General features: G+C 58.9%; 19 protein-coding genes, 1 tRNA gene and 1 pseudogene. 6 read left to right on the forward strand and 15 right to left on the reverse strand.

Annotated elements, in window-relative coordinates; translation table 11 throughout:
- The first annotated feature begins 93 nt into the window (after positions 1-93).
- Complete coding sequence (gene rfbA / locus N7U68_RS17525) at positions 94-978, forward strand: glucose-1-phosphate thymidylyltransferase RfbA (RefSeq protein ID WP_263047654.1); 885 nt, start codon at positions 94-96, stop codon at positions 976-978.
- A 135-nt stretch (positions 979-1113) separates the two neighbouring features.
- On the opposite strand, the gene rfbD is transcribed toward rfbA, so the two are convergent.
- The 3 genes from rfbD to rfbC are packed head-to-tail and all read right to left on the reverse strand — an operon-like array spanning position 1114 to position 3616.
- Entirely contained in the window at positions 1114-1956 is an 843-nt protein-coding gene (gene rfbD, locus N7U68_RS17530; protein WP_263047655.1) for a dTDP-4-dehydrorhamnose reductase, read from the reverse strand.
- A gap of 56 nt (positions 1957-2012) precedes the next feature.
- Complete coding sequence (gene rfbB / locus N7U68_RS17535) at positions 2013-3050, reverse strand: dTDP-glucose 4,6-dehydratase (protein WP_263047656.1); 1038 nt, start codon at positions 3048-3050, stop codon at positions 2013-2015.
- Positions 3047-3616, reverse strand: a complete 570-nt coding sequence (rfbC, locus tag N7U68_RS17540) for a dTDP-4-dehydrorhamnose 3,5-epimerase (protein ID WP_263047657.1) — start codon at positions 3614-3616, stop codon at positions 3047-3049. Before rfbC ends, rfbB begins: the two co-directional genes overlap by 4 nt.
- A gap of 386 nt (positions 3617-4002) precedes the next feature.
- Between rfbC and N7U68_RS17545 the strand changes: the two genes are divergently transcribed.
- On the forward strand, positions 4003-5712 hold the full coding sequence (locus tag N7U68_RS17545; RefSeq protein ID WP_263047658.1) for a bifunctional sulfate adenylyltransferase/adenylylsulfate kinase: 1710 nt from the start codon (positions 4003-4005) through the stop codon (positions 5710-5712).
- Between the two features lie 167 nt (positions 5713-5879).
- On the opposite strand, the gene N7U68_RS17550 is transcribed toward N7U68_RS17545, so the two are convergent.
- The 5 genes from N7U68_RS17550 to dctP are packed head-to-tail and all read right to left on the reverse strand — an operon-like array spanning position 5880 to position 11542.
- Positions 5880-7385 (reverse strand): malonate--CoA ligase, encoded by a 1506-nt coding sequence (locus tag N7U68_RS17550; protein ID WP_263047659.1) that lies wholly within the window; start codon positions 7383-7385, stop codon positions 5880-5882.
- Between the two features lie 11 nt (positions 7386-7396).
- Positions 7397-8641: a malonyl-CoA decarboxylase gene (locus N7U68_RS17555; protein ID WP_263047660.1), complete on the reverse strand. Its 1245-nt coding sequence runs from the start codon at positions 8639-8641 to the stop codon at positions 7397-7399.
- Entirely contained in the window at positions 8638-9954 is a 1317-nt protein-coding gene (locus N7U68_RS17560) for a TRAP transporter large permease (RefSeq protein ID WP_165193443.1), read from the reverse strand. Before N7U68_RS17560 ends, N7U68_RS17555 begins: the two co-directional genes overlap by 4 nt.
- Complete coding sequence (locus N7U68_RS17565; protein ID WP_165193442.1) at positions 9954-10502, reverse strand: TRAP transporter small permease; 549 nt, start codon at positions 10500-10502, stop codon at positions 9954-9956. Before N7U68_RS17565 ends, N7U68_RS17560 begins: the two co-directional genes overlap by 1 nt.
- Positions 10503-10561: 59 nt before the next feature.
- The gene (gene dctP / locus N7U68_RS17570; RefSeq protein WP_263047661.1) at positions 10562-11542 is read right to left on the reverse strand and encodes a TRAP transporter substrate-binding protein DctP; all 981 of its coding nucleotides are present in this window, start codon (positions 11540-11542) and stop codon (positions 10562-10564) included.
- Positions 11543-11683: 141 nt separating this feature from the next.
- On the opposite strand from dctP, the gene N7U68_RS17575 reads away from it, so the two are divergent.
- Positions 11684-12337: a GntR family transcriptional regulator gene (locus N7U68_RS17575; RefSeq protein WP_165193439.1), complete on the forward strand. Its 654-nt coding sequence runs from the start codon at positions 11684-11686 to the stop codon at positions 12335-12337.
- 287 nt (positions 12338-12624) lie between these two features.
- Complete coding sequence (locus tag N7U68_RS17580) at positions 12625-13449, forward strand: DeoR/GlpR family DNA-binding transcription regulator (RefSeq protein ID WP_263047662.1); 825 nt, start codon at positions 12625-12627, stop codon at positions 13447-13449.
- Between the two features lie 230 nt (positions 13450-13679).
- On the opposite strand, the gene N7U68_RS17585 is transcribed toward N7U68_RS17580, so the two are convergent.
- The 5 genes from N7U68_RS17585 to N7U68_RS17605 all read right to left on the reverse strand — a co-directional run bounded on the left by N7U68_RS17585 (position 13680) and on the right by N7U68_RS17605 (position 18409).
- Positions 13680-13754, reverse strand: a tRNA-Glu gene (locus N7U68_RS17585).
- Positions 13755-13876: 122 nt separating this feature from the next.
- Complete coding sequence (recJ, locus tag N7U68_RS17590; RefSeq protein WP_263047663.1) at positions 13877-15622, reverse strand: single-stranded-DNA-specific exonuclease RecJ; 1746 nt, start codon at positions 15620-15622, stop codon at positions 13877-13879.
- A gap of 46 nt (positions 15623-15668) precedes the next feature.
- Entirely contained in the window at positions 15669-16634 is a 966-nt protein-coding gene (glpX, locus tag N7U68_RS17595) for a class II fructose-bisphosphatase (protein ID WP_165193374.1), read from the reverse strand.
- Positions 16635-16720: 86 nt separating this feature from the next.
- Positions 16721-18007 carry a homoserine dehydrogenase gene (locus N7U68_RS17600; protein ID WP_165193372.1) on the reverse strand — a complete coding sequence of 429 codons (1287 nt, stop codon included), beginning with the start codon at positions 18005-18007 and terminating at the stop codon, positions 16721-16723.
- An 84-nt stretch (positions 18008-18091) separates the two neighbouring features.
- Positions 18092-18409, reverse strand: a complete 318-nt coding sequence (locus N7U68_RS17605) for a hypothetical protein (protein WP_241188209.1) — start codon at positions 18407-18409, stop codon at positions 18092-18094.
- Positions 18410-18509: 100 nt separating this feature from the next.
- Between N7U68_RS17605 and N7U68_RS17610 the strand changes: the two genes are divergently transcribed.
- Entirely contained in the window at positions 18510-19097 is a 588-nt protein-coding gene (locus N7U68_RS17610) for a TetR/AcrR family transcriptional regulator (RefSeq protein WP_263047664.1), read from the forward strand.
- Between the two features lie 137 nt (positions 19098-19234).
- Positions 19235-20179 carry an NAD(P)-dependent oxidoreductase gene (locus tag N7U68_RS17615; protein ID WP_263047665.1) on the forward strand — a complete coding sequence of 315 codons (945 nt, stop codon included), beginning with the start codon at positions 19235-19237 and terminating at the stop codon, positions 20177-20179.
- 30 nt (positions 20180-20209) lie between these two features.
- Here N7U68_RS17615 and ribD read toward each other — a convergent pair.
- Positions 20210-21279: pseudogene (gene ribD / locus N7U68_RS17620) on the reverse strand (bifunctional diaminohydroxyphosphoribosylaminopyrimidine deaminase/5-amino-6-(5-phosphoribosylamino)uracil reductase RibD).
- A gap of 20 nt (positions 21280-21299) precedes the next feature.
- Entirely contained in the window at positions 21300-21782 is a 483-nt protein-coding gene (nrdR, locus tag N7U68_RS17625) for a transcriptional regulator NrdR (RefSeq protein WP_165193366.1), read from the reverse strand.
- Between the last annotated feature and the right edge of the window lie 143 nt (positions 21783-21925).

Consider the following 21925-nt stretch of genomic DNA (forward strand, 5'->3'; position numbering starts at 1 on the left):
GCAACAGCCGCGCAATCGTGCAGGGATAGGGATGCACGGTCATTGGATATGGGGTATAGACCTGCCGGAACAGCCCGATGGGAATTAGTCGATATGAGAAAACGCAAGGGTATCATTCTGGCGGGGGGGACCGGGTCGCGGCTCTTTCCGGCAACGGCGGCCGTATCAAAACAACTGATGCCGATCTATGACAAGCCGATGATCTATTTCCCGCTATCGGTGTTGATGCTGACCGGTATCCGCGAGATCGCGATTATCACCACCCCGGAAGATCAGTCGCAGTATCAGCGCCTCATGGGCGACGGATCACAATGGGGGCTGCAACTGAGCTATATCGAGCAGCCTTCTCCGGATGGATTGGCGCAGGCCTATTTGCTGGCCGAAGAATTCCTGAACGGTGCCGCGTCTGCCATGGTGTTGGGCGACAACATATTTTTCGGGCATGGTTTGCCGGAACTGCTGACTGCGGCCGACCGACAGGTAGAGGGCGGCACGGTTTTTGGATACCGGGTGGCAGATCCGAAACGCTACGGCGTGGTGGCGATGGATGCGGCGGGGCAGGTGACGGATATCGTCGAGAAACCCGAGGTGCCACCGTCGAATTACGCCGTGACGGGGCTTTATTTTCTCGACGCAACCGCCTCTGAGCGCGCCCGCACGATTACCCCATCTGCGCGGGGCGAACTAGAAATCACATCGTTGCTGCAAACCTATCTGACCGACGGCAATCTTTCGGTGCAGCAAATGGGGCGCGGTTATGCATGGCTGGACACGGGCACCCATACCAGCCTGCTGGAGGCTGGCAATTTCGTGCAAACGCTTCAATCGCGTCAAGGGTTACAGGCCGGTTGCCCCGAGGAAATCGCGTATCAGCAGGGTTGGATTGACGATGCGGCGTTGCGAAAGCTGGGTGAATACTATGGCAAGACCCAATACGGGTCCTATTTGCTAAGGTTGCTGAGCGAAGGTCGGAAATAGTCCGGCGGATTGGAGCACCGACCCTGCCGGTGAAACCGCCCGACGCGCAGTCCATTGTTGCACTCCATGCACATTAGGCGCTGTTCGAAGTCGAGCCGCCACACGCCAGAAACAGGGCATTACTGATGGCGCTCTTCAGGACGCAAGGTCAGTCAGAACAGCGTGCAATCCCATCCGCCAGTCAGGTGGCGAAATGCCGAAGTCACGGGTGATCGCGTGGCAATCGAGCCGTGAGTTCAGTGGCCGTTGGGCAGGAGTTGGATAATCGGCACTGGGAATGTCTTCGACTGTAATCTTGCCGCCCGTTTGTGCAAAGATCGCACGCGCGAAATCGGCCCAGTTGGTGCTGGGCTGGCCGGCAAAATGATACGTCCCGCCGGATGCGCCGTGCTCTAATGCGCTGCACATGCGCAAAAGCGCATCGGCGATATCGGCCGCTGGGGTCGGGCCGCCCCATTGGTCGGCGACAATGCGCAGATTGTCGTGGGTTTGAGCGAGACGTAACATGGTTTTCACGAAATTGCTGCCGAATGCCGAAAACACCCATGCAGTCCGCAATATCACATGGTGCCCCCCGGCAGCGCGTACGGCGTCTTCGCCAGCCAGCTTGCTGCGCCCGTAAGCCCCGAGGGGCGAGGGCGTGTCACTCTCGCGCCAGGGTTCGGTGCCGGTGCCATCGAAAACGTAATCTGTAGAGATGTGTAGAAACGGTATGCCGCGCAGGGCACACACCTGCGCCATGACGCCGGGTGCATGGGCATTGACGGCGGTTGCCGTGGCTTCATCTGTTTCGGCGGCATCGACAGCGGTGTATGCGGCGGCATTGATCACAGCATGTGGTGCGTGCGCCTCAATCGCGGTCCGGATGGCCTGTGTCTCTGTCAGATCGACATCATCGCGACCAAGCGTCTGAAGGTTGCTCTGTCGTTGCAATTCGCGCGCGACCTGACCGGTTCTACCGAAGACCAGAATCGTCATTACGCCGTTCCTTTCGTGTTTCGATCAACGGTCGTCCGACCCTTGGCGACGCGGCATCAACCCAATCCGAGGCGCTCGCCGACTTCACCGCGCGCCAGAATGGCCTGCCACCAGTTTTCATTCTTCAGATACCATTCGACTGTGCGTTTCAGTCCTTCGGTCACTGTGACCGATGGCCGCCAGCCAAGTTCGGTGCGGATGCGCGTGGGGTCGATCGCATAGCGTGCATCGTGGCCGGGACGGTCTGCGACGAAGCTGATGAGCCGGTCGTGCGGGGCGCCGTCGGGGTGTTCTTCGTCCAGTATCGCACAGAGGCTCTGCACCAGATCGAGGTTGCTCAGTTCGTTTTCGCCACCGACATTGTAACTGCGCGCAACCGTGCCACGATCCAGAACATGCAGCAGCGCATCAGCGTGATCCTCGACATAGAGCCAGTCGCGCACATTCGCACCATCGCCATAGATCGGGATCGGTTGACCTGCCAGCGCCTTGAGGATGACCACGGGGATCAGCTTTTCTGGAAAATGGTAGGGACCGTAATTGTTGGAGCAGTTGGTTAGCAGCGTTGGCAAGCCATAGGTTTCGTGCCACGCCCGGACAAGATGATCCGAGGCCGCCTTGGACGCGGAATACGGGGAGTTGGGCGCATATGGTGTTTCTTCTGTGAACGCTCCAGTCGGCCCGAGTGAACCATAGACTTCATCCGTGGAAACATGGTGAAACCGGAAAGCTTCGGGTTGACCCTGTGCCCGCCAGTAGGTGCGCGCCGCCTCCAGCAGGTTATAGGTGCCGGTCACGTTGGTCTCTATGAAAGCACCGGGTCCGTCAATGGAACGGTCGACATGGCTCTCGGCGGCCAGATGCATCACCGCGTCGGGCGCGTGATCGGTGAAAATCCGATCCAATGCTGCGCGATCGCATATATTGGCGTGCTCGAAACTATAGAGAGGATCGCCCGCAACTTCGGCGACGTTTGCAAGGCAGGAGGCATAGGTCAATGCATCGAGGTTGACGACGTGATGTCCGCGCGCCACTGCAAGCCGTACAACTGCCGATCCGATGAAACCGGCCCCGCCGGTGATGAGCAGTTTCATGGGTGCGCCTCATAAACGAACGGTGTGTCGAGTTCAGCAAGCCGGGGGGCTGCCGCGTCCTTGGCCGAGAGCACAGCGGAACCCGGAGAAACGCCCCAGTCGATGCCGATTTCCGGGTCGTCATATGCCAGAGCGCGATCACAGTCCGGGGCATAATAGTCAGTACATTTGTAACAGATTTCAGTATCTTTTTCGCGGGTGACGAAACCATGAGCAAAGCCGGCGGGCACCAGCAATTGGCGGCCGTTTTCAAAACTAAGCTCAACTCCGACCCATTGCCCGTAGGTCGGACTGCCAGCCCGGATATCGACCGCCACATCGTACAGACGCCCGCGCCCGCAGCGCACAAGCTTGTCCTGAGCGCGCGGTGGCGTCTGAAAATGCAATCCGCGGATTGTGCCGACCTGCTGTGACAGCGAATGATTGTCCTGCACGAAATCCATATCGATCCCGGCGTCGGCCAGCCGCTGACGGTTCCAGCTTTCGCTGAAAAACCCACGGGAGTCGCCATGCCGGGCAGGCGTTATGATCACCACCCCGTCTAACGCTGTCTTTTCAATTTCCATCGCTTTCGTCCTGTCGTCGGTTTTGGCTGTGGTCTGAATCCCAAGCGGGTCTTTGCATTCCCTTTATCGTATCTGGCGCGATTGGCACACTGCTCGTTTCATGTGTGATGAATGGTCGGAACTGTAGGGCAATGGGTATATTGCTGCTGCAATTCTGCTGGTAATTTCGGAATTTCGGTTCAGAACGTCATGTGAAATTTTGAAGCATTCTGCGAGATCAAAGTGACCTGTGTTTAAAGTACAGGTAGCACTGCGCGCCCTCAGGTACCTGTTTTTGACTGCACGGTTCCACTGCAGGCTGGACGTGGATCGTCTCAGACGGTATTCCGCCCACATCTGGGGGCGCCGCCTCCTTTGACTGACCCTTAGAAAGCGACCGCAAGACAATGCTTAACAACCTCACCCCGATTCCGGAACTTTATGTCAGCTATGACAGTGCCCAGAAGCTGAAGCTGGAAGCGGCCGATCTGGTCAGTCATGACCTGACGCCGCGGCAGATTTGTGATCTGGAACTGTTGATGAATGGTGGGTTCAATCCGCTCAAGGGTTTTTTGTCGGAAGACGATTACAACGGCGTCGTTGACAACATGCGGCTTGCCGATGGCACGCTCTGGCCGATGCCGATCACGCTGGATGTCAGCGCCGATTTTGCCGAAGCGCTGGAACTGGGTCAGGATATCGCCCTGCGCGACCAAGAGGGCGTGATCCTCGGCACCATGACCGTGACCGACCGCTGGACGCCGGACAAATCACGCGAGGCCGAAAAGGTGTTCGGTGCCGATGACAGCGCCCACCCGGCGGTGAACTATCTGCACAACACGGCCGGTGCGGTTTACCTCGGCGGGCCGGTCACCGGAATCCAGCAGCCGGTGCATTACGATTTCCGCGCGCGGCGCGATACACCCAACGAGTTGCGCGCCTATTTCCGCAAGGTCGGCTGGCGCAAGGTCGTGGCGTTCCAGACCCGCAACCCGCTGCACCGCGCGCATCAGGAACTGACGTTCCGTGCCGCCAAGGAGGCGCAGGCCAACCTGCTGATCCACCCGGTCGTGGGCATGACCAAACCCGGCGATGTCGATCACTTTACCCGCGTGCGCTGTTACGAGGCCGTATTGGACAAATACCCCGGATCGACCACGTCGATGAGCCTGCTCAATCTGGCGATGCGCATGGGTGGCCCGCGCGAGGCGGTCTGGCACGGGCTGATCCGCGCCAACCATGGCTGCACCCATTTCATCGTTGGCCGCGACCATGCCGGTCCCGGCAAGAATTCCAAGGGCGAGGATTTCTACGGGCCGTATGATGCGCAGGAGTTGTTTCGTGCGCACCAAGAGGAGATCGGCGTCGAGATGGTCGATTTCAAACACATGGTCTATGTGCAGGAACGCGCCCAATACGAGCCGATGGACGAGATCGCTGACAAGGATGACGTGACGATCCTGAACATCTCGGGCACCGAGCTGCGCCGCCGCCTGTCCGAAGGGCTGGAAATCCCTGAATGGTTCTCTTTTCCCGAGGTTGTGACCGAGCTGCGCAAAACCCGCCCGCCCCGCGCGAGCCAGGGGTTCACCGTATTCTTCACCGGTCTGTCGGGGTCAGGCAAATCGACCATCGCCAACGCGCTGATGGTCAAGCTGATGGAGATGGGCGGGCGTCCCGTGACGCTGCTGGACGGTGATATCGTGCGCAAGAACCTCTCAAGCGAGTTGGGCTTCAGCAAGGAACACCGCGATCTGAACATCCGCCGCATCGGGTATGTCGCAAGCGAGATCACCAAGAACGGCGGCATCGCCATCTGCGCGCCCATCGCGCCCTATGCCACCACGCGCCGCGCCGTGCGCGAGGACGTGGAGGCCTTTGGTGCCTTCGTGGAGGTCCATGTCGCCACCACGCTGGAGGAATGCGAACGCCGCGATCGCAAGGGCCTGTACAAGCTGGCACGCGAAGGCAAGATCAAAGAGTTTACCGGCATCTCAGACCCCTACGACACGCCGCAAAACCCGGAACTCAGCGTCGAGACCGAAAATGTCGAAGTCGACAACTGCGCCCATCAGGTCATCCTGAAGCTGGAACAGTTAGGGCTGATCAAGGGGTGATGAGGGTATTTGACCCAGCAAACCAGTCAGTGGTTTGCTGGGTCAGAATACGCGTGACCTATTGAGATTCGACAGATCTGCTGAGGGGGCATCGGCTGATTTTTCGGTCTGCCGCGCCAACTCTGACAAGGTGCTGACTGCGCAGCCATGATCCCGCAGGGGATGGCCTAGGCCGAACCGTATTCCTGTCGCAGCAGGTTCTTTTGGACTTTGCCCATGGTATTGCGGGGCAATTCGGGGACAAGGATCAGTTTGCGGGGTTGCTTGAAGCGCGCCAGAGACTTTGAAATACCCTCTGCAATCTGCTCGACATCTGGATATGCGCCCTTTTGGGCCACGACCAGAGCGAGAACCGCCTCGCCAAAGTCTGGATGCGGCACGCCGATGACGGCGCTTTCCAATACGCCGGGCTGGTCGTCGATCAGCAATTCGATCTCTTTGGGATAGATATTGTAACCGCCCGAGATGATCAGATCCTTGTCTCGCCCGACGATGACGACATAGCCATCATCGTCGATCCGCCCCAAATCGCCGGTGATGAAAAACCCATCTGGCCGCAATTCCTCGGCGGTTTTCTCGGGCATTTGCCAATAACCTTTGAATACATTTTCCCCACGCACCTCGATCTGGCCTATCTCACCATCAGGCAGGGTGTCGCCGGTCGCTGGATCCGTAATCTTTAGCTCGACCCCCGGCAGTGGAAATCCGACCGTGCCAGCCCGTCGTTCGCCCTCGTAAGGGTTGGAGGTGTTCATGTTGGTTTCGGTCATGCCGTAACGTTCCAGAATACGGTGCCCTGTGCGCGTCTCGAATTGCACATGGGTTTCTGCCAGTAACGGGGCACTGCCCGAGATGAACAATCGCATGTGCTGTGCGACGTCCTTGGTGAACCTTGGATCATCCAGTAGCCGGGTGTAGAAGGTCGGCACGCCCATCATCGTCGTCGCGCGATGCATATTGCCGATCATGGTGTCGAGGTCGAATTTCGGCACAAAAATCATCGCGCCGCCCGCCACAAGCGTCACATTTATCGCGACGAACAGGCCGTGAGTGTGAAAGATCGGCAACGCGTGCAGCAACACGTCATCGCGGGTAAATCGCCAAGCCTCGGTTAATGTCTGCGCGTTCGACAGCAGGTTCGCCTGCGTTAACATTGCGCCCTTGGATCGGCCCGTCGTCCCCGAGGTATAGAGGAACGCTGCCAGATCATCCGCGCTGCGATCAACGGTGTTGAAGGTATCCGGCTGATCATCTGCCAGCTGCGCCAAACTACCGCCGCCGTTGTCGTCCAGCGTCAGGAGTTGAGCATTTGCCGCTTCGGCGACTGCTTTCATATCGTCGCGTCGATTGGCTTGGCAAACGAACAGCTTTGCGCCGGAATCGGTCACGAAATAGCTGACCTCGTCAGGCGTATAGGCGGTGTTAAGCGGTAAAAAGACCAGCCCGGCCTGAACGCAGGCCGCGTAGAGTGCGACCGCGTCGGGGGATTTGTCTATTTGTGCAGCAAGACGATCCCCCGGTGTCAGCCCCATTTTGGCCAACGCATTGGCATAACCCGCGGTTCGCGCCAGAAACTCGGCATGAGTGACCTGCGCACCATCTGGTAACACAAGAAACGTCGTGGATTGGTCGGCATGGCGAGCGAACAGCGTGTCAAAGAGCGGGTTAGCCATCAAATGTTTCCTTACGTGTTCGACTTTTCGGCGGCGCGAACCAATGCTTTGACCTCAGGTGAGGACGAAATTTCGTGAGACCCGGCAAAACGTTCGTGGTTCTGCGCAATGGCGGAAAGATCGTAGAGATAGTTCACCATAGCGCCCCCCGATTGCGCCAGACCATTTGGCGAGGTGTCGGCATCAGAGTGCACCGCATGGACCGTCGCCCCATTGCCCAGATGAAACCGCGCAACCGGATCAACAGGCGCACCGTCCGACCGCTTGGCCTGCAAGAGATATTGCGCCGCAAGTTGTTGCAGACGTTCACTGGCCAAGGGCTGATTCATGCCCTCCGCCGCCAGCCATTTAGCGAGGCCGGGTATGGGTGACAAGGTCACAAAAGTCTTGAGGCCGGGCAATCCGCGAGAAAGGTCATCAACAACCTGCTTGATCAACGAATTTCCAAAGGAAATCCCCGCAAGACCCGATTGACAGTTGGAAATGGAATAGAACACGGCGGTGTCGGCCTCTTCGGCGCTCAGAACATCGCGCCCGTCCGCCAAGACCTGCTGAATCGACCCGGGGATGCCCTTTGTCAGTGCAACTTCGACAAAAATCAGTGGTTCATTTGGCATTGTCGGGTGAAAGAAAGCAAAGCAGCGTCGATCGGAAGGCTGCATGCGGCGGCGCAGGTCATCCCAGCTGTCGATGGCATGAACCGCCTCATACTGGATGATCTTCTCCAGAATATGTGCTGGGCTTTCCCAGTTTATCGGGCGCAGGACCAGAAATCCGCGGTTAAACCACGATGCGAAAAGATGCTTGAAATCCAGATCAATCGCCGCGAGTGACGCATCCTTGCGCGCCATCCCCAGCAGATCGCGCCGCATCGCCACCAAACTGCCGGTTGCACCCGGCACCTGATTCAGCCGGCGCACCAGTTCCTGTCGGGTAGGTTCTGCAGCTTCCATGAATGCGCGATAGCTGCTTTGCGACGGTTCTGCTTCATAGGCTTCCAGTGCGACGCGGACCTTGCCTGCGTCTATGTCCATGCCGGTCGCCAGATAACTGAAGAAGGCGCTCTTCTCTTCTTCTTCCATCGCTGCGTAGCGGTCCAGAATTTGCCGGGCGAGGGTCATTCCGCGCACTTCACCGCGATTGCCGATCAGTTCTGCGATCGAATCCTCAATGGGGCGGTTGTCCCATTTTGTTGCTGACAGCACCTTTGATGATCGGTCAAATACCGTCGACAGAAGATCGGCAAGCAGGCTCATATCGCTGGTCCCATTACCATATCTGGCAGCCAGGTCGCGATGCCGGGGAACAGGCACAGCAGCACAATTGCCAGCACCATACAGGCGACGAAGGGCAGGGATCCGGTCAGGATCGTCTTGAGCGGGATGTCGGGTGCGATGCCGTTGATGACATAGAGGTTCAGCCCCACAGGCGGTGAAATCAGGCCGATTTCCATGTTGATCGTCAGGATCACGGCAAACCAGATCGGATCAAATCCGGCAGTCACGATGACAGGCAACAGGATAGGTGCCGCCATCAGGATCACGGCAACGGGTGGCAAAAAGAACCCGGCGATCAGCAAGAAGACGTTGATCGCCCCCATCAGCCACCAGCGATTGACGTCCAGCGTGCCGATCCATTCAGCGATGGACTGGGTGATGAACAGGCTGGACAGCATGTAGGAAAACACCCCTGCCGCCGCGATGATAAAGAGGATCATCACCGATTCCCGCGTGCTGTCACGCAGGACCACCCACAGGTCGCGCGGGTTCCACAGCTTGTAGATCACCATGGCAATCAACAAACATAGCAACGCCCCGACAGCGGCCGTTTCGGACGGCGTCGCGATGCCGCCATACATGGCATAGAGCACGCCCAATATGATGAACAAGAACGGCAGGACACGCGGCAGAATCTCGAATTTTTCGCGCCAGCTATACGAACCAGAGCTGAGCAGATCCCGATCACCTGACCGCGCCGTGGAATAGAGCGACCATGCCATGAACAAACCAACCAGCAGCAGCCCCGGCAGGACGCCCGCCAGAAACAACCGCCCGATCGAGCTTTCTGTAGCGATGCCGTAAACGATCATGGTCACAGACGGCGGGATCAAAATCCCCAGCGTGCCACCCGCAGCGATAGACCCCGCAGCAACGCCATCGGGATAGCCACGCTTGCGCATTTCAGGAATGCCCATCTTGCCGATTGCGGCACAGGTGGCAGGGCTAGATCCTGACATCGCGGCAAACAGCGCGCAGGCCCCAAGATTGGAGATCACCAGCCCGCCGGGCACACGGGTTAGCCAGCGTTCAAGTGCCTCATAGAGGTCAGCGCCTGCCCGTGTGGAGGCAATGGACGAGCCCATGATGATGAACATCGGGATTGCGAGCAGCGCGAAATTATCAAGTTTTCCGAACAGGATTTCCGGCATCAGTTCTAACGAGCGCATACCGTCAAAGATGATCAGGAATCCGGCGGATACGATCAGCAGCCCGATGGCAACAGAGACCCCGGAAAACAGAACAAGGATCGTGGCGAGCGCGACCAGACCGCTAAGGGAAAGGGGGTCCATCAGGCGTCCTCCAGTCCGAATGGTTGATCAACCTTCAGGATAACCGCGATCAGGTCAGCGATCAGTTGCAGCAACAACAACCCCAGCCCGACGGGCAACGCCAGATAAGGAATCCACAGACGCACGCCCCAGACAGTGTCCGATTTCCAGCCTCGCTCCCACGCGAAATGCCAGAACTCGTAGCCGTACCAGACCATCACCGAAATGATCACGATCGACATTGTAAGTGTCAGAACACATAGGGCAAACCGTGCTCGTTGGGGCAGCATAAGCGGGATCAGATCGACATTCACATGCCCGCGCAGCCGTTGGACATATGGCAGCCCGATCAGTGTAGCCGCGATCACCAGATAGACGACCATTTCCGTCTGCCAGATAGTCGAATGGTTCAGGACGAAGCGGACGAAAATCATCTGACATGTAATGGCGACGGCGGCGACAATCATCGCCGCGGAACACCAACCGGCAAGTGTCGATATCGCGCCAACAGTTTTGAGAAAGGGGTTTTGCCCAGTATGGGCCGTAGCGGCATCGTGATGGCCTGTCATGGGGTCATCCTCATTGTCCGGTCAGTGGGCGGGGCAGCGATGTGCCGCCCCGCATGCGATCATTCGACTGCCAGCGCCAGATCAAGCAGCGCCTGACCATCTGGTGTGTCTTCGACAAACTTGGCGTAGGATGTTGTCTGTGCCAGAGCGCGCCAAGCGTCGAAATCTTCCTGACTCATCTCTGCGATCTCGACACCCGCCTCGCGGAATACATCTGCCGAGGCTGCGTCTTCTTTCTTGGCCTCTTCCAGATAATAGGTCTGTGCCTTGGCGGCGCCAGCCAGCAACGCGGCCTGCTGTGCCTCGTTCAGACCTTCGAATGTGGATTTGTTCATCAGCAGCGGCTGATACATGAACCACAACGCAATATCACCAGCGGGGGTGTAGCATTTCACCTGCTCATAGATACGGTAGGACACAAAAGACGACGAAGATGTGTTTGCCGCATCCAGAACGCCAGTCTGCATTGCGTTGTAGATTTCAGACGATGCCATCGACGCAATCGACGCACCGGCACCTGCCAGCATCTGCTCGAACGCCTTGCCCGCCGCGCGGGTCTGAAGCCCGGCGATATCCTCTGGCTTGGTGATGCAGCCGTCTGTCCCGGCAAACCCGCCGGCAAGGTAGCCATGAACCAGCACCATGACGTCATCCTCGGCCATCTTCTCTTCCAACGCGGCCATGAACGGCGATTCATTCATGCGCGCGGCATGATCGTGGTTCTTTACCAGTCCGGGCATCAGCGTCAGGTTATAGGCGGGTTGCTGGCCACCGGCGTATGACAGAGGCAGGACTGCCATATCCAGTTGGCCACGGCTAAGTGGTGTATACTGCTCGCGCGCCTTGAACAGGGATTGCGAGCCGAAAATCTTGATTTCAAGATCGACATCAGCGGCGGCAACTTCGTCCGCGACGATCTGCGCGACCTGATTACGAATGTCTTGGTTTGACCATTGATGCGACAGCCGCAGTTCTTCGGCCGTCGCAAACCCGGCGGCAAGCCCCATGATCGCGGCTGTCGTCAGCATTTTCAGTTTCATTTGGTTTCCTCCCAGTGATTTCAGGCCGACGCGAATCGGGCCGTATCACGGCACAGTCACGCACCTTGCATCACCAGTCAACTTTTTTGTATACAAGAATATCTATCTTGCACTATTATTGGACTGGTCTATTGTCATCGCATGACAACCCGTAGCGCCGACAAGATTGCCAAGGAACTCGAACACCTCGTTTTTACGGGCGCATTTTCCGATGGTGAAAGACTGGACGAGATCAAGCTGTCCAAGCGGTTCGGCGTCTCACGCACCCCGATCCGAGAGGCGATTCAGAAGCTTGCGCTGTCGGGTCTGGTTGTCCAAGAACCCCGGCGCGGTGCGTTCGTACATCAGCCCGGTCCGGTCGAGCTGATTCAGATGTTCGAATTTATGGCAGAGCTTGAATCGGCCTGTGGGCATCTCTGTGCCAAACGTATCTCTGACGAGGCATTGGCTTTGCTCGACGCTGCCAATGAAAAATGCCAGATCGCCTTGGACCACAATGATGTCGACCTCTATTACCTCGAAAACGAACGTTTCCATCATTTGATCTACAAAAGCTCTGGAAATGGATTTCTGGAACAAGAAGCGCTCCGTCTGCATCAAAGGCTAAAGCCGTATCGACGCATTCAACTGCATCTGCGTGGACGGATGAAACAGTCGATGGAAGAACACCACGAGATTCTGAAGGCGCTGTCAGATGGAAATGGGTGCAACGCTGCTGCCGCCCTGCGGGGGCATGTCGCGATCCAGGGCGAAAAATTCCATCACCTGATGGCAAGCCTGAAAGAAAAAGAATAGCACGACACATCGACGTGCATACGCAGGTGCAGGTTCGGGGCTTGGTCGGGAGCGGTGACCTCAACGAGCAGTCAGATTCGAGCGCAAAGACTAGGTCCTCCTGCGCGGAGATTGCATTCCCTGTAGCCCTAAAGCGACGCGGTAATGACGGGGCTCGCCCTGTCGGCGCAGTCGCACCGATTTTCCAGTGAAATCACCTTCCTTTGTTTCCAAAGGCACCGTGAAACGCGACTAAATCAACAGAATGTAACAAAAAATAGGTTTTTCTGGCGGTTTCGTGGCCTTGAGTGATCGACTGGCATAAAATATCTTATGTCTACTCAACAAGAGAACAAGAAATGTCAAAGCACGAGCAGGAAATCCTCAACATCGTTAATCTACGCGGAACCGTTACCGTGACTGAGGTGGCGCAGATTCTTGATGTATCGGATCAAACGATCAGACGATCGGTCAGGCCGTTGGAAGAGCAGGGGGATCTGAAGAAGGTTCATGGCGCTTTGGTCAGTACGCAGAACGTAAATGACCCGCCTTTTCTGTCTCGAATGAACAAGAACAGGGCAGCGAAGGTCGCGATAGCAAACAAGGTTGTCGACCTTGTCGAAAATGGCAGTTCGCTTGCGATTGATACCGGGTCGACCTCGAGCTTCATTGCGCAGGCCCTGCGCCGACGCAAGAACCTGAGTATCGTGACCAATTCGGTCTTTGTGGCAAGTACACTTTCCATGATTGATGGCAATCGGGTTTTCATGGCAGGCACGCAACTTCGAAACCATGATGGCGCCGCGTTTGACAAGGCGGCATTCGATGTGATTGCCAGCTTTTCGGTTGATTATTCAATTCTGTCAGCATCGGGTATCGAGCCGAGACTGGGGTTTTTGGGGTATGAGCAATGCGAGGTAGATATTGCAAGGGCAATGATCGGTATTTCAAGGCGCACCATCATGGCCGTAGACAAATCAAAGTTTGTCGTGGATGGGCACGTTCCGCCTTTGCGTCTGCCGAAACTCCGCTCTGATGATATTATCGTATCCGATGCAGTGCCCGATCCCCAGTTTGACGAGATTTTTGGCGGGATAAATCTGGTAGTCGCGAGCAACAACTTCGCGACATGATCGGCGACAGATGGAAGCAGTACGCCAGAGGTTCTCGGTCGCAATTGCGGGTATAGGCGGACGGGGCGAAATGCGTTTGACCAACCGCGCTCACATCTTGCACATGTTATACCAACCATTCCTTCGGGGAGTTCTGATCGAACGCGCCCTGTCAATGCGCCACGTCGGCGTGTTGGTGCGGCTGATGGTCGATAAATCGCCCGGTTTCCAAAACATTTTGCAATGCAGTGTGGCAGCCCGTAGGGGAATCGAACCCCTCTTTCCAGGTTGAAAACCTGGCGTCCTAACCGATAGACGAACGGGCCAGCGTTGGCGTGAGCCGTTTCCTAGGCAAATCCGGTTTCATGTGCAAGAGGAAAGTTGCCTCGTGGTCGCAGCAATTTGCATTCGGAGGGCAACGGAGCCTTTGGCGGGGCGGCGGCGGCGATCAACCGGGCTGTGCGGCGTCTTCCAGCCTTAGTTGCGCGCTTTCGCGGCCTTGCCAGCGGTTGATTTCGAGCCGCCCGGCAAGGTGGAAACGCGCCCCTCCGTGGGCCTCCAGTGCAGGGCCGAGTGGGCCGTCGAACGCGCCAAAGCTGATTGCGTCCAGCTGTGGGCCCGTACCGTCACCAAAGCGCAGTTTCAGGTGCCGTTCACCGACGCGCTTGGCAAATGTGATCCGCATGTCGGCAAACGCATAGCGCGGCGCAGGTGCGCTGGCCCCGAACGGACCGGCGGCATCGACCTGTGTGATCAACTCTGGCGTTGCGGCGCCCGGCATCATCAGCCCATCCAAGGCGAGGTCGGCAGCACCTGCGCGGTCGGCGCCCTGACGCGCCAGCAAATCAGACAGCCGGTCCATGGCCGCTTGCAACTGGTCGCGCGCGACGGTCAACCCGGCGGCCATCTTGTGTCCGCCACCTTTGATCAGCAATCCTTCGGCAGCCAGTCGCTGAATGCAGGCTCCCAGATCGACGCCGCTGATTGAACGACCGGACCCCTTGCCAATCTCACCATCGAAACCGATGACGATGGCGGGGCGGTTGGCAGCCTCCTTGAGGCGGCTTGCGACGATGCCGACGACGCCGGGGTGCCAACCCTCCCCGGAGGCCCACACCAATGGGGCGTCGAGCCCTCGTGTTTCGGCCTGATCGAGGGCTGCGGCCTGTACGGCGGCTTCGATTTCGCGCCGCTCTGTGTTCAATTGATCGAGCCGTTCGGCCATTGCGCGGGCTTCTGCGGGATTGGTGCTTGCCAGTAGGCGCGCGCCCAGATCGGCCTTGCCGATACGTCCCCCCGCGTTTACGCGCGGGCCCAGCAAATAACCCAGATGATAGGCGGCGGGGGCAGTGTCCAGCCGTGCCACATCTGCAAGGGCCACCAGACCGGGTCGATTGCGCCGCGCCATGATGCGCAGGCCTTGCCGCACGAACGCGCGATTGACCCCAATCAGGGGGGCGACATCCGCGACCGTGGCCAATGCCACCAAATCAAGCATTGCCATCAGGTCAGGCCCGGCTTTGCCTGCTTCACGCAGTTGCCGCCCGGCCTCGACCAAGGCGAGGAACACGACGGCTGCGGCACACAGATGCGCCAGATCGCCGGTTTCGTCTTGTCGGTTGGGGTTAACGACGGCCAGTGCCTCAGGCAGCGTTTCTGCGCCAAGGTGATGGTCGAGAATGATCACATCGGCGTCTTTGGCGGCTGCTACGGGGCCGTGGCTCAGCGTTCCGCAATCCACGCAGACAATCAGGTCATGCTCTTTGGCGAGCGCGGCCATTGCCTCGTCATTGGGACCGTATCCTTCATCTATACGGTCCGGGACATAGAGTGTTGCGGTGCGCCCCATCTGCCCTAGCCAGTCGAGCAGCAATGCCGCAGAACTGCCGCCATCGACGTCGTAATCGGCGAATATGGCAATCCGCTCGGACGCAGCCACCGCTGACAGCAGGCGTGTGGCTGCGCGCTCCATATCCTTCAGGCTACGGGGATCGGGCAGGAGATCGCGCAATTGCGGTGCGAGAAAGCTCTCGGCGCCTACGACATCCACACCACGTCGCGCCAGTATCTGACAGAGCGGACGGGGCAGGGCGGTCTGCTGTGCCAGCGCCTCGGCCTGCCGATCCATTTCTACCGAGGGGCCGACCCAACGCCGACCAGTCAGAGAGTGCGCAACGTTCAGAAATGTTGGCACTATCCTGTCCTTTGGTTGGGCAAAACGCTTTGTCGGGCAGAGAGGCTCAGGCGATGGGATTGCGGTAGAGCATCCGGCGCACCGAGCCGGTTTTAGACCGCATCAGCACGGTTTCGGTTTCTACATATTCCTGGCGTCGCTTTATCCCGGCGACGAGCGAGCCATCGGTAACGCCGGTTGCGGCGAAGATCACATCGCGCGTGACCATCTCATCGCGACTGTAGACGCGATCGAAATCGGTGATGCCTGCCTTGGTCGCGCGACCGCGCTCATCGTCGTTGCGGAACAACAGCCGTCCCCAGATTTGGCCGCCCATACACTTTAGTGCAGACGCAGCCAGCACGCCCTCGGGTGCGCCGCCTGAACCCATGTACATGTCGATACCCGTCAGGCGTGCCTCGGCACAATGGATCACGCCGGCCACATCTCCGTCGGGGATCAGGTAAACGGCGGCTCCCGTACTGCGCAACTCGGCAATGGTGTCCTCGTGGCGCGGGCGTTCGAGCACGCAAACGGTGATTTCAGAGGGGGCACAGCCCTTGGCCTTGGCCAGTGCTTCGACCCGCTCGCGCGGGGACATGTCCAGCGATACGACGTCCTTGGGGTAGCCCGGCCCGATGGCCAGTTTGTCCATGTAGACGTCGGGTGCGTGCAACAGACTGCCACGGGGGGCCATTGCAATCACGGTGAGGGCGTTCGGCATGGCCTTGGCCGTCAATGTCGTGCCTTCCAGCGGGTCGAGGGCGATATCGACGCCGGGGCCGTCGCCGCTGCCCACTTCCTCACCGATATAGAGCATCGGCGCCTCGTCGCGTTCTCCCTCGCCGATGACGACGACACCCTTGATCGCCAGCCTGTTCAGCTGTTCGCGCATCGCGTTCACGGCGGCCTGATCCGCAGCCTTTTCGTCGCCGCGCCCGATCAGGTCGGCGCAGGCCAATGCGGCGGCCTCGGAAACGCGGGCCAGCCCGAGCGATAGCATGCGGTCGTTGAAATCGGTTTCAGCGGTCATTCGAAGTGTTCCTTATCGGGGTTCGGGGCGTACGCGCGCAGGCGCAATCAGCTTTATCGGCACAAATCAGGTCGCACAAGGGTGGGTCAGACGCTCTCGATCCGCAGGGCCACTGGTTCGGCTGTCATCACGTCCAGCCGCGACATTGTTTCTAACGCAGAATCAAGTGCGGCGCGCGTCGTCTTGTGCGTCACGATCAGTACAGGCGCAGTGCTGTCGTCGTGCTGGTACTGGCGCATGCGGTCGATCGACACGCCGGCCTCGCCCAGCACTGCGGCAACTTTGGCCAGCGTGCCGGGTTTGTCCTCCAGACCCAGCCGCAGGTAATATGGGGCAGGCATCACGGCGCGGGCCGGCTTGGCGCATTCCAGCTCGGCGGCGGGGCGGCCAAAGACAGGCATGCGGAAGCCGCGCGCGATATCCATCACGTCGCCCATCACGGCGCTGGCCGTTGGCCCCATGCCGGCACCTGGGCCGCGCAATACGATCTGTTCCACGTTGTCGCCTTCTAGAACGCACATGTTGGTGCCACCCTCCAACTGTCCCAAGGGGCTGTTGTCGGGAACCAAACATGGCGACATGCGCTGTTCCAGTCCACGGCCGGTCATCTGGCAGACACCCAAGAGTTTGATCCGATAGCCCATGTCGGCGGCGTGGTGGATGTCCTGAATGGTGATCTTTTCGATCCCTTCCAGTTCGACCGCGTCGAAATTGACCTGCGTGCCAAAGGCGATGGCAGCCAGCAGCGACAGCTTGTGTCCTGCATCAATACCGCCGACGTCAAGTGTTGGATCGGCCTCAAGATAACCCAATTGGTTCGCTTCCTCGAAGACCTCTGCATAGGGCAGGCCCGCGGATTGCATGCGCGTCAGGATGTAGTTGCATGTACCGTTCATCACACCCATGACCCGGGTGATGTCGTTGCCCGCCAACCCTTCGCTCAGGGCCTTTATCACCGGAATACCGCCTGCAACGGCGGCCTCGAAACGGATCACGCGACCCGCGGCCTCGGCTGAGAGCGCGAGTTCGTGACCATGATGAGCCAGCAACGCCTTGTTCGCGGTGACCACATCCTTGCCCGCATTAATCGCGGCTTCGGTCGCGTCCTTGGCGGCGCCTTCGGAGCCACCCATCAACTCGACGAACACATCGACGTCGTCGCGCTGCGCGAGGGCAACAGGGTCGTTCTCCCACGCGTAATCCGACAGGTTCACACCGCGATCTTTGTCTTTGGTGCGCGCAGAAACAGCGGTGATCTGGATCGGTCGCCCGGCGCGGGCGGCCAGCAGGTTGGCCTTCTGCCGGATGATCTTGACCGTTCCGACACCGACCGTGCCTAAACCAGCGATTCCGAGGCGCAGTGGGTCAGTCATGTGGTTGTCTCCGCTGAAAAATAGGCCTTGCGCGCGATGTACATGGATCGCCGCGTCCATGCAACGCGGGTTTTGATAGCGTTGTCAGGAGGCAATCCCGCCTTGCATCCGCGCCCGCGTGTCTTGGTCAATCACTGTGCGGCGCAGTCGGGCGGCGCGTGATTTCAACCGTGCTACCCGCGATTCCATCGTTTGCGCAGCGTCGGGCGCAATGCGCCCTGTTCCAGTCCGAATATCGAGCGTGTCGAGGGGGACAAGGTCAGGATAGGGCGCATCACGGATGTCGTCGCTGACCGCGGCATCCAGTTCGGGAAACTGGCTGCACGATGCAAGGGCTGCCATCAGGATCAACGCATAGGGCAGGGCGGCGGGCGCAAGGCGCATAGGATAGGTTCCGATCATGGCCCCGGATCAGGGCGGTGTGGGTATGTCTTGCCATTCTTTTGCATGTCTGGGCAAGCGGGGGCTTTGATCTGAACAAATGTTCAGTTAAATTCGGCGCATGGCCCGCACCCAAGGTTCCCATTCTGGCACGACGCGTCCGCGTGTACGTGCCGCCGCCTTGCGGCTATTCGCGCAGCACGGCTACGCGGCGGTTTCGATGCGCAAGATCGCGGCCGAAGTAGGGGTGCAGGCAGGGGCGCTCTATAACTATACGCCTGACAAGCAGAGCCTGCTTTTCGACCTGATGCAAAGCCATATGTATGAACTGCTCGGGGCGTGGGCCGATGTGCCGGGGCGGTGTACGCCTCTGGAGGCATTAGAGGCATTTACCCGATTTCACATTCGTTTCCATTCGCGACGACCCGATGACGTGTTTGTTTCCTACATGGAACTGCGCAATCTTGAGCCGGGCAATTTCGGTGTGATCGAGGCGTTGCGCCGGGATTACGAGGAACAACTGGAAACGATCATTCGGGACGGAATCGCCAGCGGCGATTTTGTAGCGGCAGAGCCGAAAGTCGCGGCAATGGCTGTGATTGCCATGTTGAATGGGGTGAACACATGGTTCCGCGAGGCCGGGCGGTTGAGTTTGGAAGACGTCGAAGCACTCTATTGGGAGATGGTGCGCAAAGCCGTGTCGGTGTGAGCCTTCTATGCGCTAGGCCCGAAGAGCATGCCAAAGGGTCCAACTAAACCGGGCTTAGGTCGCGAAAATAGTCGACACGTCGCAAACCGCACGTCAGCTTGGCCGGAGTGAATCGCTTTGAGGCAGGACAGGCACATATGAAAATCGGATTTATCGGACTCGGCAATGTTGGTGGCAAACTGTCGGGCAGCCTGCTGCGCAATGGCGTGGATTTGGTCGTGCACGACCTCGACACAGATCTGGTCGCGCGGTTCGTGGATCGGGGTGCAGCGGCGGGCGGCAGCCCGGCGCAGATGATGGCGATGTGCGATGCTGTGATCACCTGCCTGCCCAGTCCGGCCGCAAGCGATGCGGTTATGCAGGAGATGCTGCCCGAGATCGGTCCGGGCAAAGTCTGGATGGAGATGTCCACCACTGACGCGGGCGAGGTCAAGCGACTGGGTGATGAGGTGATCGCGCGTGGCGGCGCGGCAGTGGATTGCCCTGTCTCGGGTGGATGCCATCGCGCCGACACGGGCAATATCAGTATTTACGCGGGCTGTGATCGTGCCACGTTCGAACGAATCCTGCCCATTCTGACCATCATGGGGCGCCGGGTGCTGCATACCGGCGATCTGGGCAGTGCCAGCGTGCTGAAGGTGATGACCAACTATCTGGCCACAGCCAACCTTCTGACGCTCTGCGAGGCGTTGACCGTGATGAAGGCCGCCGGGCTGGACATGGGCACCACCTATGAGGCGATCAAGATATCGTCGGGCACCTCGTTCGTGCACGAAACCGAGAGCCAGTTGATCCTGTCGGGATCACGGGACGTGAATTTCACCATGGATTTGGTGCAAAAGGATATCGGCCTGTTCCAGAAACTGGCGGACAAGCATGATGTCCCGCTGGAAATCTCACCGCTGATCATCGAAATCATGTCCGACGGGCAACGACGTTATGGCGAGCGGGCGCAGTCTGACCAAATCATACAGCGACTGGAAGAGGCGACAGGACTGGACATTCGGGCCCCCGGTTTTCCGACCGAGTTGATCGACGATGAGCCCGAAGAACGCGGGGCTGAAGTGGTTCTGCGCGGGTAGCGTCCATTGAAAATCAGAAGTGTTTTGGCGTCAGCCGCAACGCCACAGATGCATGATATCGTCACCTACCGGCTGTACGGATTCCAGTGTGAATCTGTGTGCCTCTTCCAAGCGCGCGATCCCCAACGCACCGATGCCGGGTAACCCTTCTGCGCCAATGGTAAGCCCGGCAGTGAACCCCACCAGCCGGTCAACCAGCCCAGTACTCAGCAGTGACGCGGCCAGCGCGCCGCCACCTTCGCAGAACACCCGGGTCAACCCTGCATCGCCAAGGCCACGCAGCACTGATGCCATGTCAAGCTGACGACCGATCAGGTCGCAACGCAACAGTCGTGCGCCAAGGCTAGTCCATGCGTCGATCAATGCGGCATCGGCATCTGGGCCATGACAGAGCCAAACAGGCACGTCGCGTGCGGTGCGGGCCAGTTGGGACATTAGCGGAATGTCTAGGCGGCGTGATACCACCACGCGCACTGGCTGATGTGTAACGCCTATGTCTCGGACCGTCAGGCCGGGGTCATCCGCTCGCGCTGTTCCAGCGCCTACCATGACCGCATCGTGGCGCGCGCGCAGACCGTGAACGGCGCGCCGCGCCGCTGGCCCGGTGATCCACTGGCTATGCCCGCTGGCTGTGGCAATCCGTCCGTCAAAGGAGGTGGCGAGTTTCAACGTCACTTCGGGCCGGCCCAGTTCGGTGCGGCAAAGGAAACCCGCCAGATCACGGCCTGCCTGATCGGTCATTATGCCGGTTGTGACCTCGATATCCGCTGCGCGCAGCCTGTCGAATCCGCGTCCCGACACGCGTGGATCACTGTCGGCAAAAGGGGCCACGACCCGCGCGATCCCTGCGGCAATCAGCGCGTCAGTGCAGGGGGGGTAACGCCATGGTGCGAGCAGGGCTCTAATGTCACATAGGCAGTGGCACCCTGCGCCGCACTGCCTGCCTGATCCAGCGCCTGTGGTTCGGCATGAGGTCGACCGCCCGGCGCGGTCCAGCCACGACCCACGACGCGACCAGCGGATACGATCACGCAACCGACAGCAGGATTGGGCCAGGTATTACCCTGACCCCTGCGGCCCAGCATCAGGGCCATGCGCATATAGCGGATGTCGTGTTGGCTCACGCGCCTTGCTTGTCTTCACCGCCCGCGGCATCAGGGCGCAATTCGCTGACGAATTTGTCGAAATCATCCGCCGCCTGAAAATTCTTGTAGACGCTGGCAAAGCGGACATAGGCGACTGTATCGATCCGAGCGAGACTCTCCATCACGATTTCACCGACGGTTTTGGACGGGATATCTGTCTCGCCCATGCTTTCCAGTCTGCGAACGATGCCGGAAATCATCTGCTCGACGCGTTCGGGCTCAACCGGGCGTTTCTGTAGCGCGATACGAATGGATCGTTCTAGTTTGTCCCGGTCGAAATCCTCGCGCCGACCGTTGGTTTTGACCACGACCAGATCTCGCAACTGCACCCGTTCGTAGGTGGTGAACCGGCCGCCACATCCGGGGCAAAACCGTCTGCGCCGGATCGAGACATGCTCTTCGGCGGGACGGGAATCTTTTACCTGAGTTTCGATATTTCCGCAAAACGGGCAACGCATAGGCGTGTCCTTTTCTCTTCTCTGCCTCTTGGATGATGGGTCTGATGCCCAAGTTATCCACAGCCACTATAGGGGAGCCGCTAGGTTTTGGGTAGATGCAATTTTATGCCCCAAGATAGGCGTTCAGAGGATGGATCGCGCGC

The organism is Roseovarius pelagicus (assembly GCF_025639885.1).
Taxonomy (GTDB): Bacteria; Pseudomonadota; Alphaproteobacteria; order Rhodobacterales; family Rhodobacteraceae; genus Roseovarius; species Roseovarius pelagicus.

Excerpts from the sequence above, each read along its gene's own strand:
- rfbD (WP_263047655.1), bottom strand. The coding sequence starts at position 1,956 with ATGACGATTCTGGTCTTCGGTAGAACCGGTCAGGTCGCGCGCGAATTG.
- glpX (WP_165193374.1), bottom strand. The coding sequence starts at position 16,634 with ATGACCGCTGAAACCGATTTCAACGACCGCATGCTATCGCTCGGGCTG.
- N7U68_RS17575 (WP_165193439.1), top strand. The coding sequence starts at position 11,684 with ATGACAACCCGTAGCGCCGACAAGATTGCCAAGGAACTCGAACACCTC.
- N7U68_RS17555 (WP_263047660.1), bottom strand. The coding sequence starts at position 8,641 with ATGAGCCTGCTTGCCGATCTTCTGTCGACGGTATTTGACCGATCATCA.
- rfbA (WP_263047654.1), top strand. The coding sequence starts at position 94 with ATGAGAAAACGCAAGGGTATCATTCTGGCGGGGGGGACCGGGTCGCGG.
- rfbC (WP_263047657.1), bottom strand. The coding sequence starts at position 3,616 with ATGGAAATTGAAAAGACAGCGTTAGACGGGGTGGTGATCATAACGCCT.
- N7U68_RS17615 (WP_263047665.1), top strand. The coding sequence starts at position 19,235 with ATGAAAATCGGATTTATCGGACTCGGCAATGTTGGTGGCAAACTGTCG.
- N7U68_RS17545 (WP_263047658.1), top strand. The coding sequence starts at position 4,003 with ATGCTTAACAACCTCACCCCGATTCCGGAACTTTATGTCAGCTATGAC.
- N7U68_RS17605 (WP_241188209.1), bottom strand. The coding sequence starts at position 18,409 with ATGATCGGAACCTATCCTATGCGCCTTGCGCCCGCCGCCCTGCCCTAT.
- nrdR (WP_165193366.1), bottom strand. The coding sequence starts at position 21,782 with ATGCGTTGCCCGTTTTGCGGAAATATCGAAACTCAGGTAAAAGATTCC.
- N7U68_RS17550 (WP_263047659.1), bottom strand. The coding sequence starts at position 7,385 with ATGGCTAACCCGCTCTTTGACACGCTGTTCGCTCGCCATGCCGACCAA.
- rfbB (WP_263047656.1), bottom strand. The coding sequence starts at position 3,050 with ATGAAACTGCTCATCACCGGCGGGGCCGGTTTCATCGGATCGGCAGTT.
- N7U68_RS17565 (WP_165193442.1), bottom strand. The coding sequence starts at position 10,502 with ATGACAGGCCATCACGATGCCGCTACGGCCCATACTGGGCAAAACCCC.
- N7U68_RS17560 (WP_165193443.1), bottom strand. The coding sequence starts at position 9,954 with ATGGACCCCCTTTCCCTTAGCGGTCTGGTCGCGCTCGCCACGATCCTT.
- dctP (WP_263047661.1), bottom strand. The coding sequence starts at position 11,542 with ATGAAACTGAAAATGCTGACGACAGCCGCGATCATGGGGCTTGCCGCC.
- N7U68_RS17600 (WP_165193372.1), bottom strand. The coding sequence starts at position 18,007 with ATGACTGACCCACTGCGCCTCGGAATCGCTGGTTTAGGCACGGTCGGT.
- N7U68_RS17610 (WP_263047664.1), top strand. The coding sequence starts at position 18,510 with ATGGCCCGCACCCAAGGTTCCCATTCTGGCACGACGCGTCCGCGTGTA.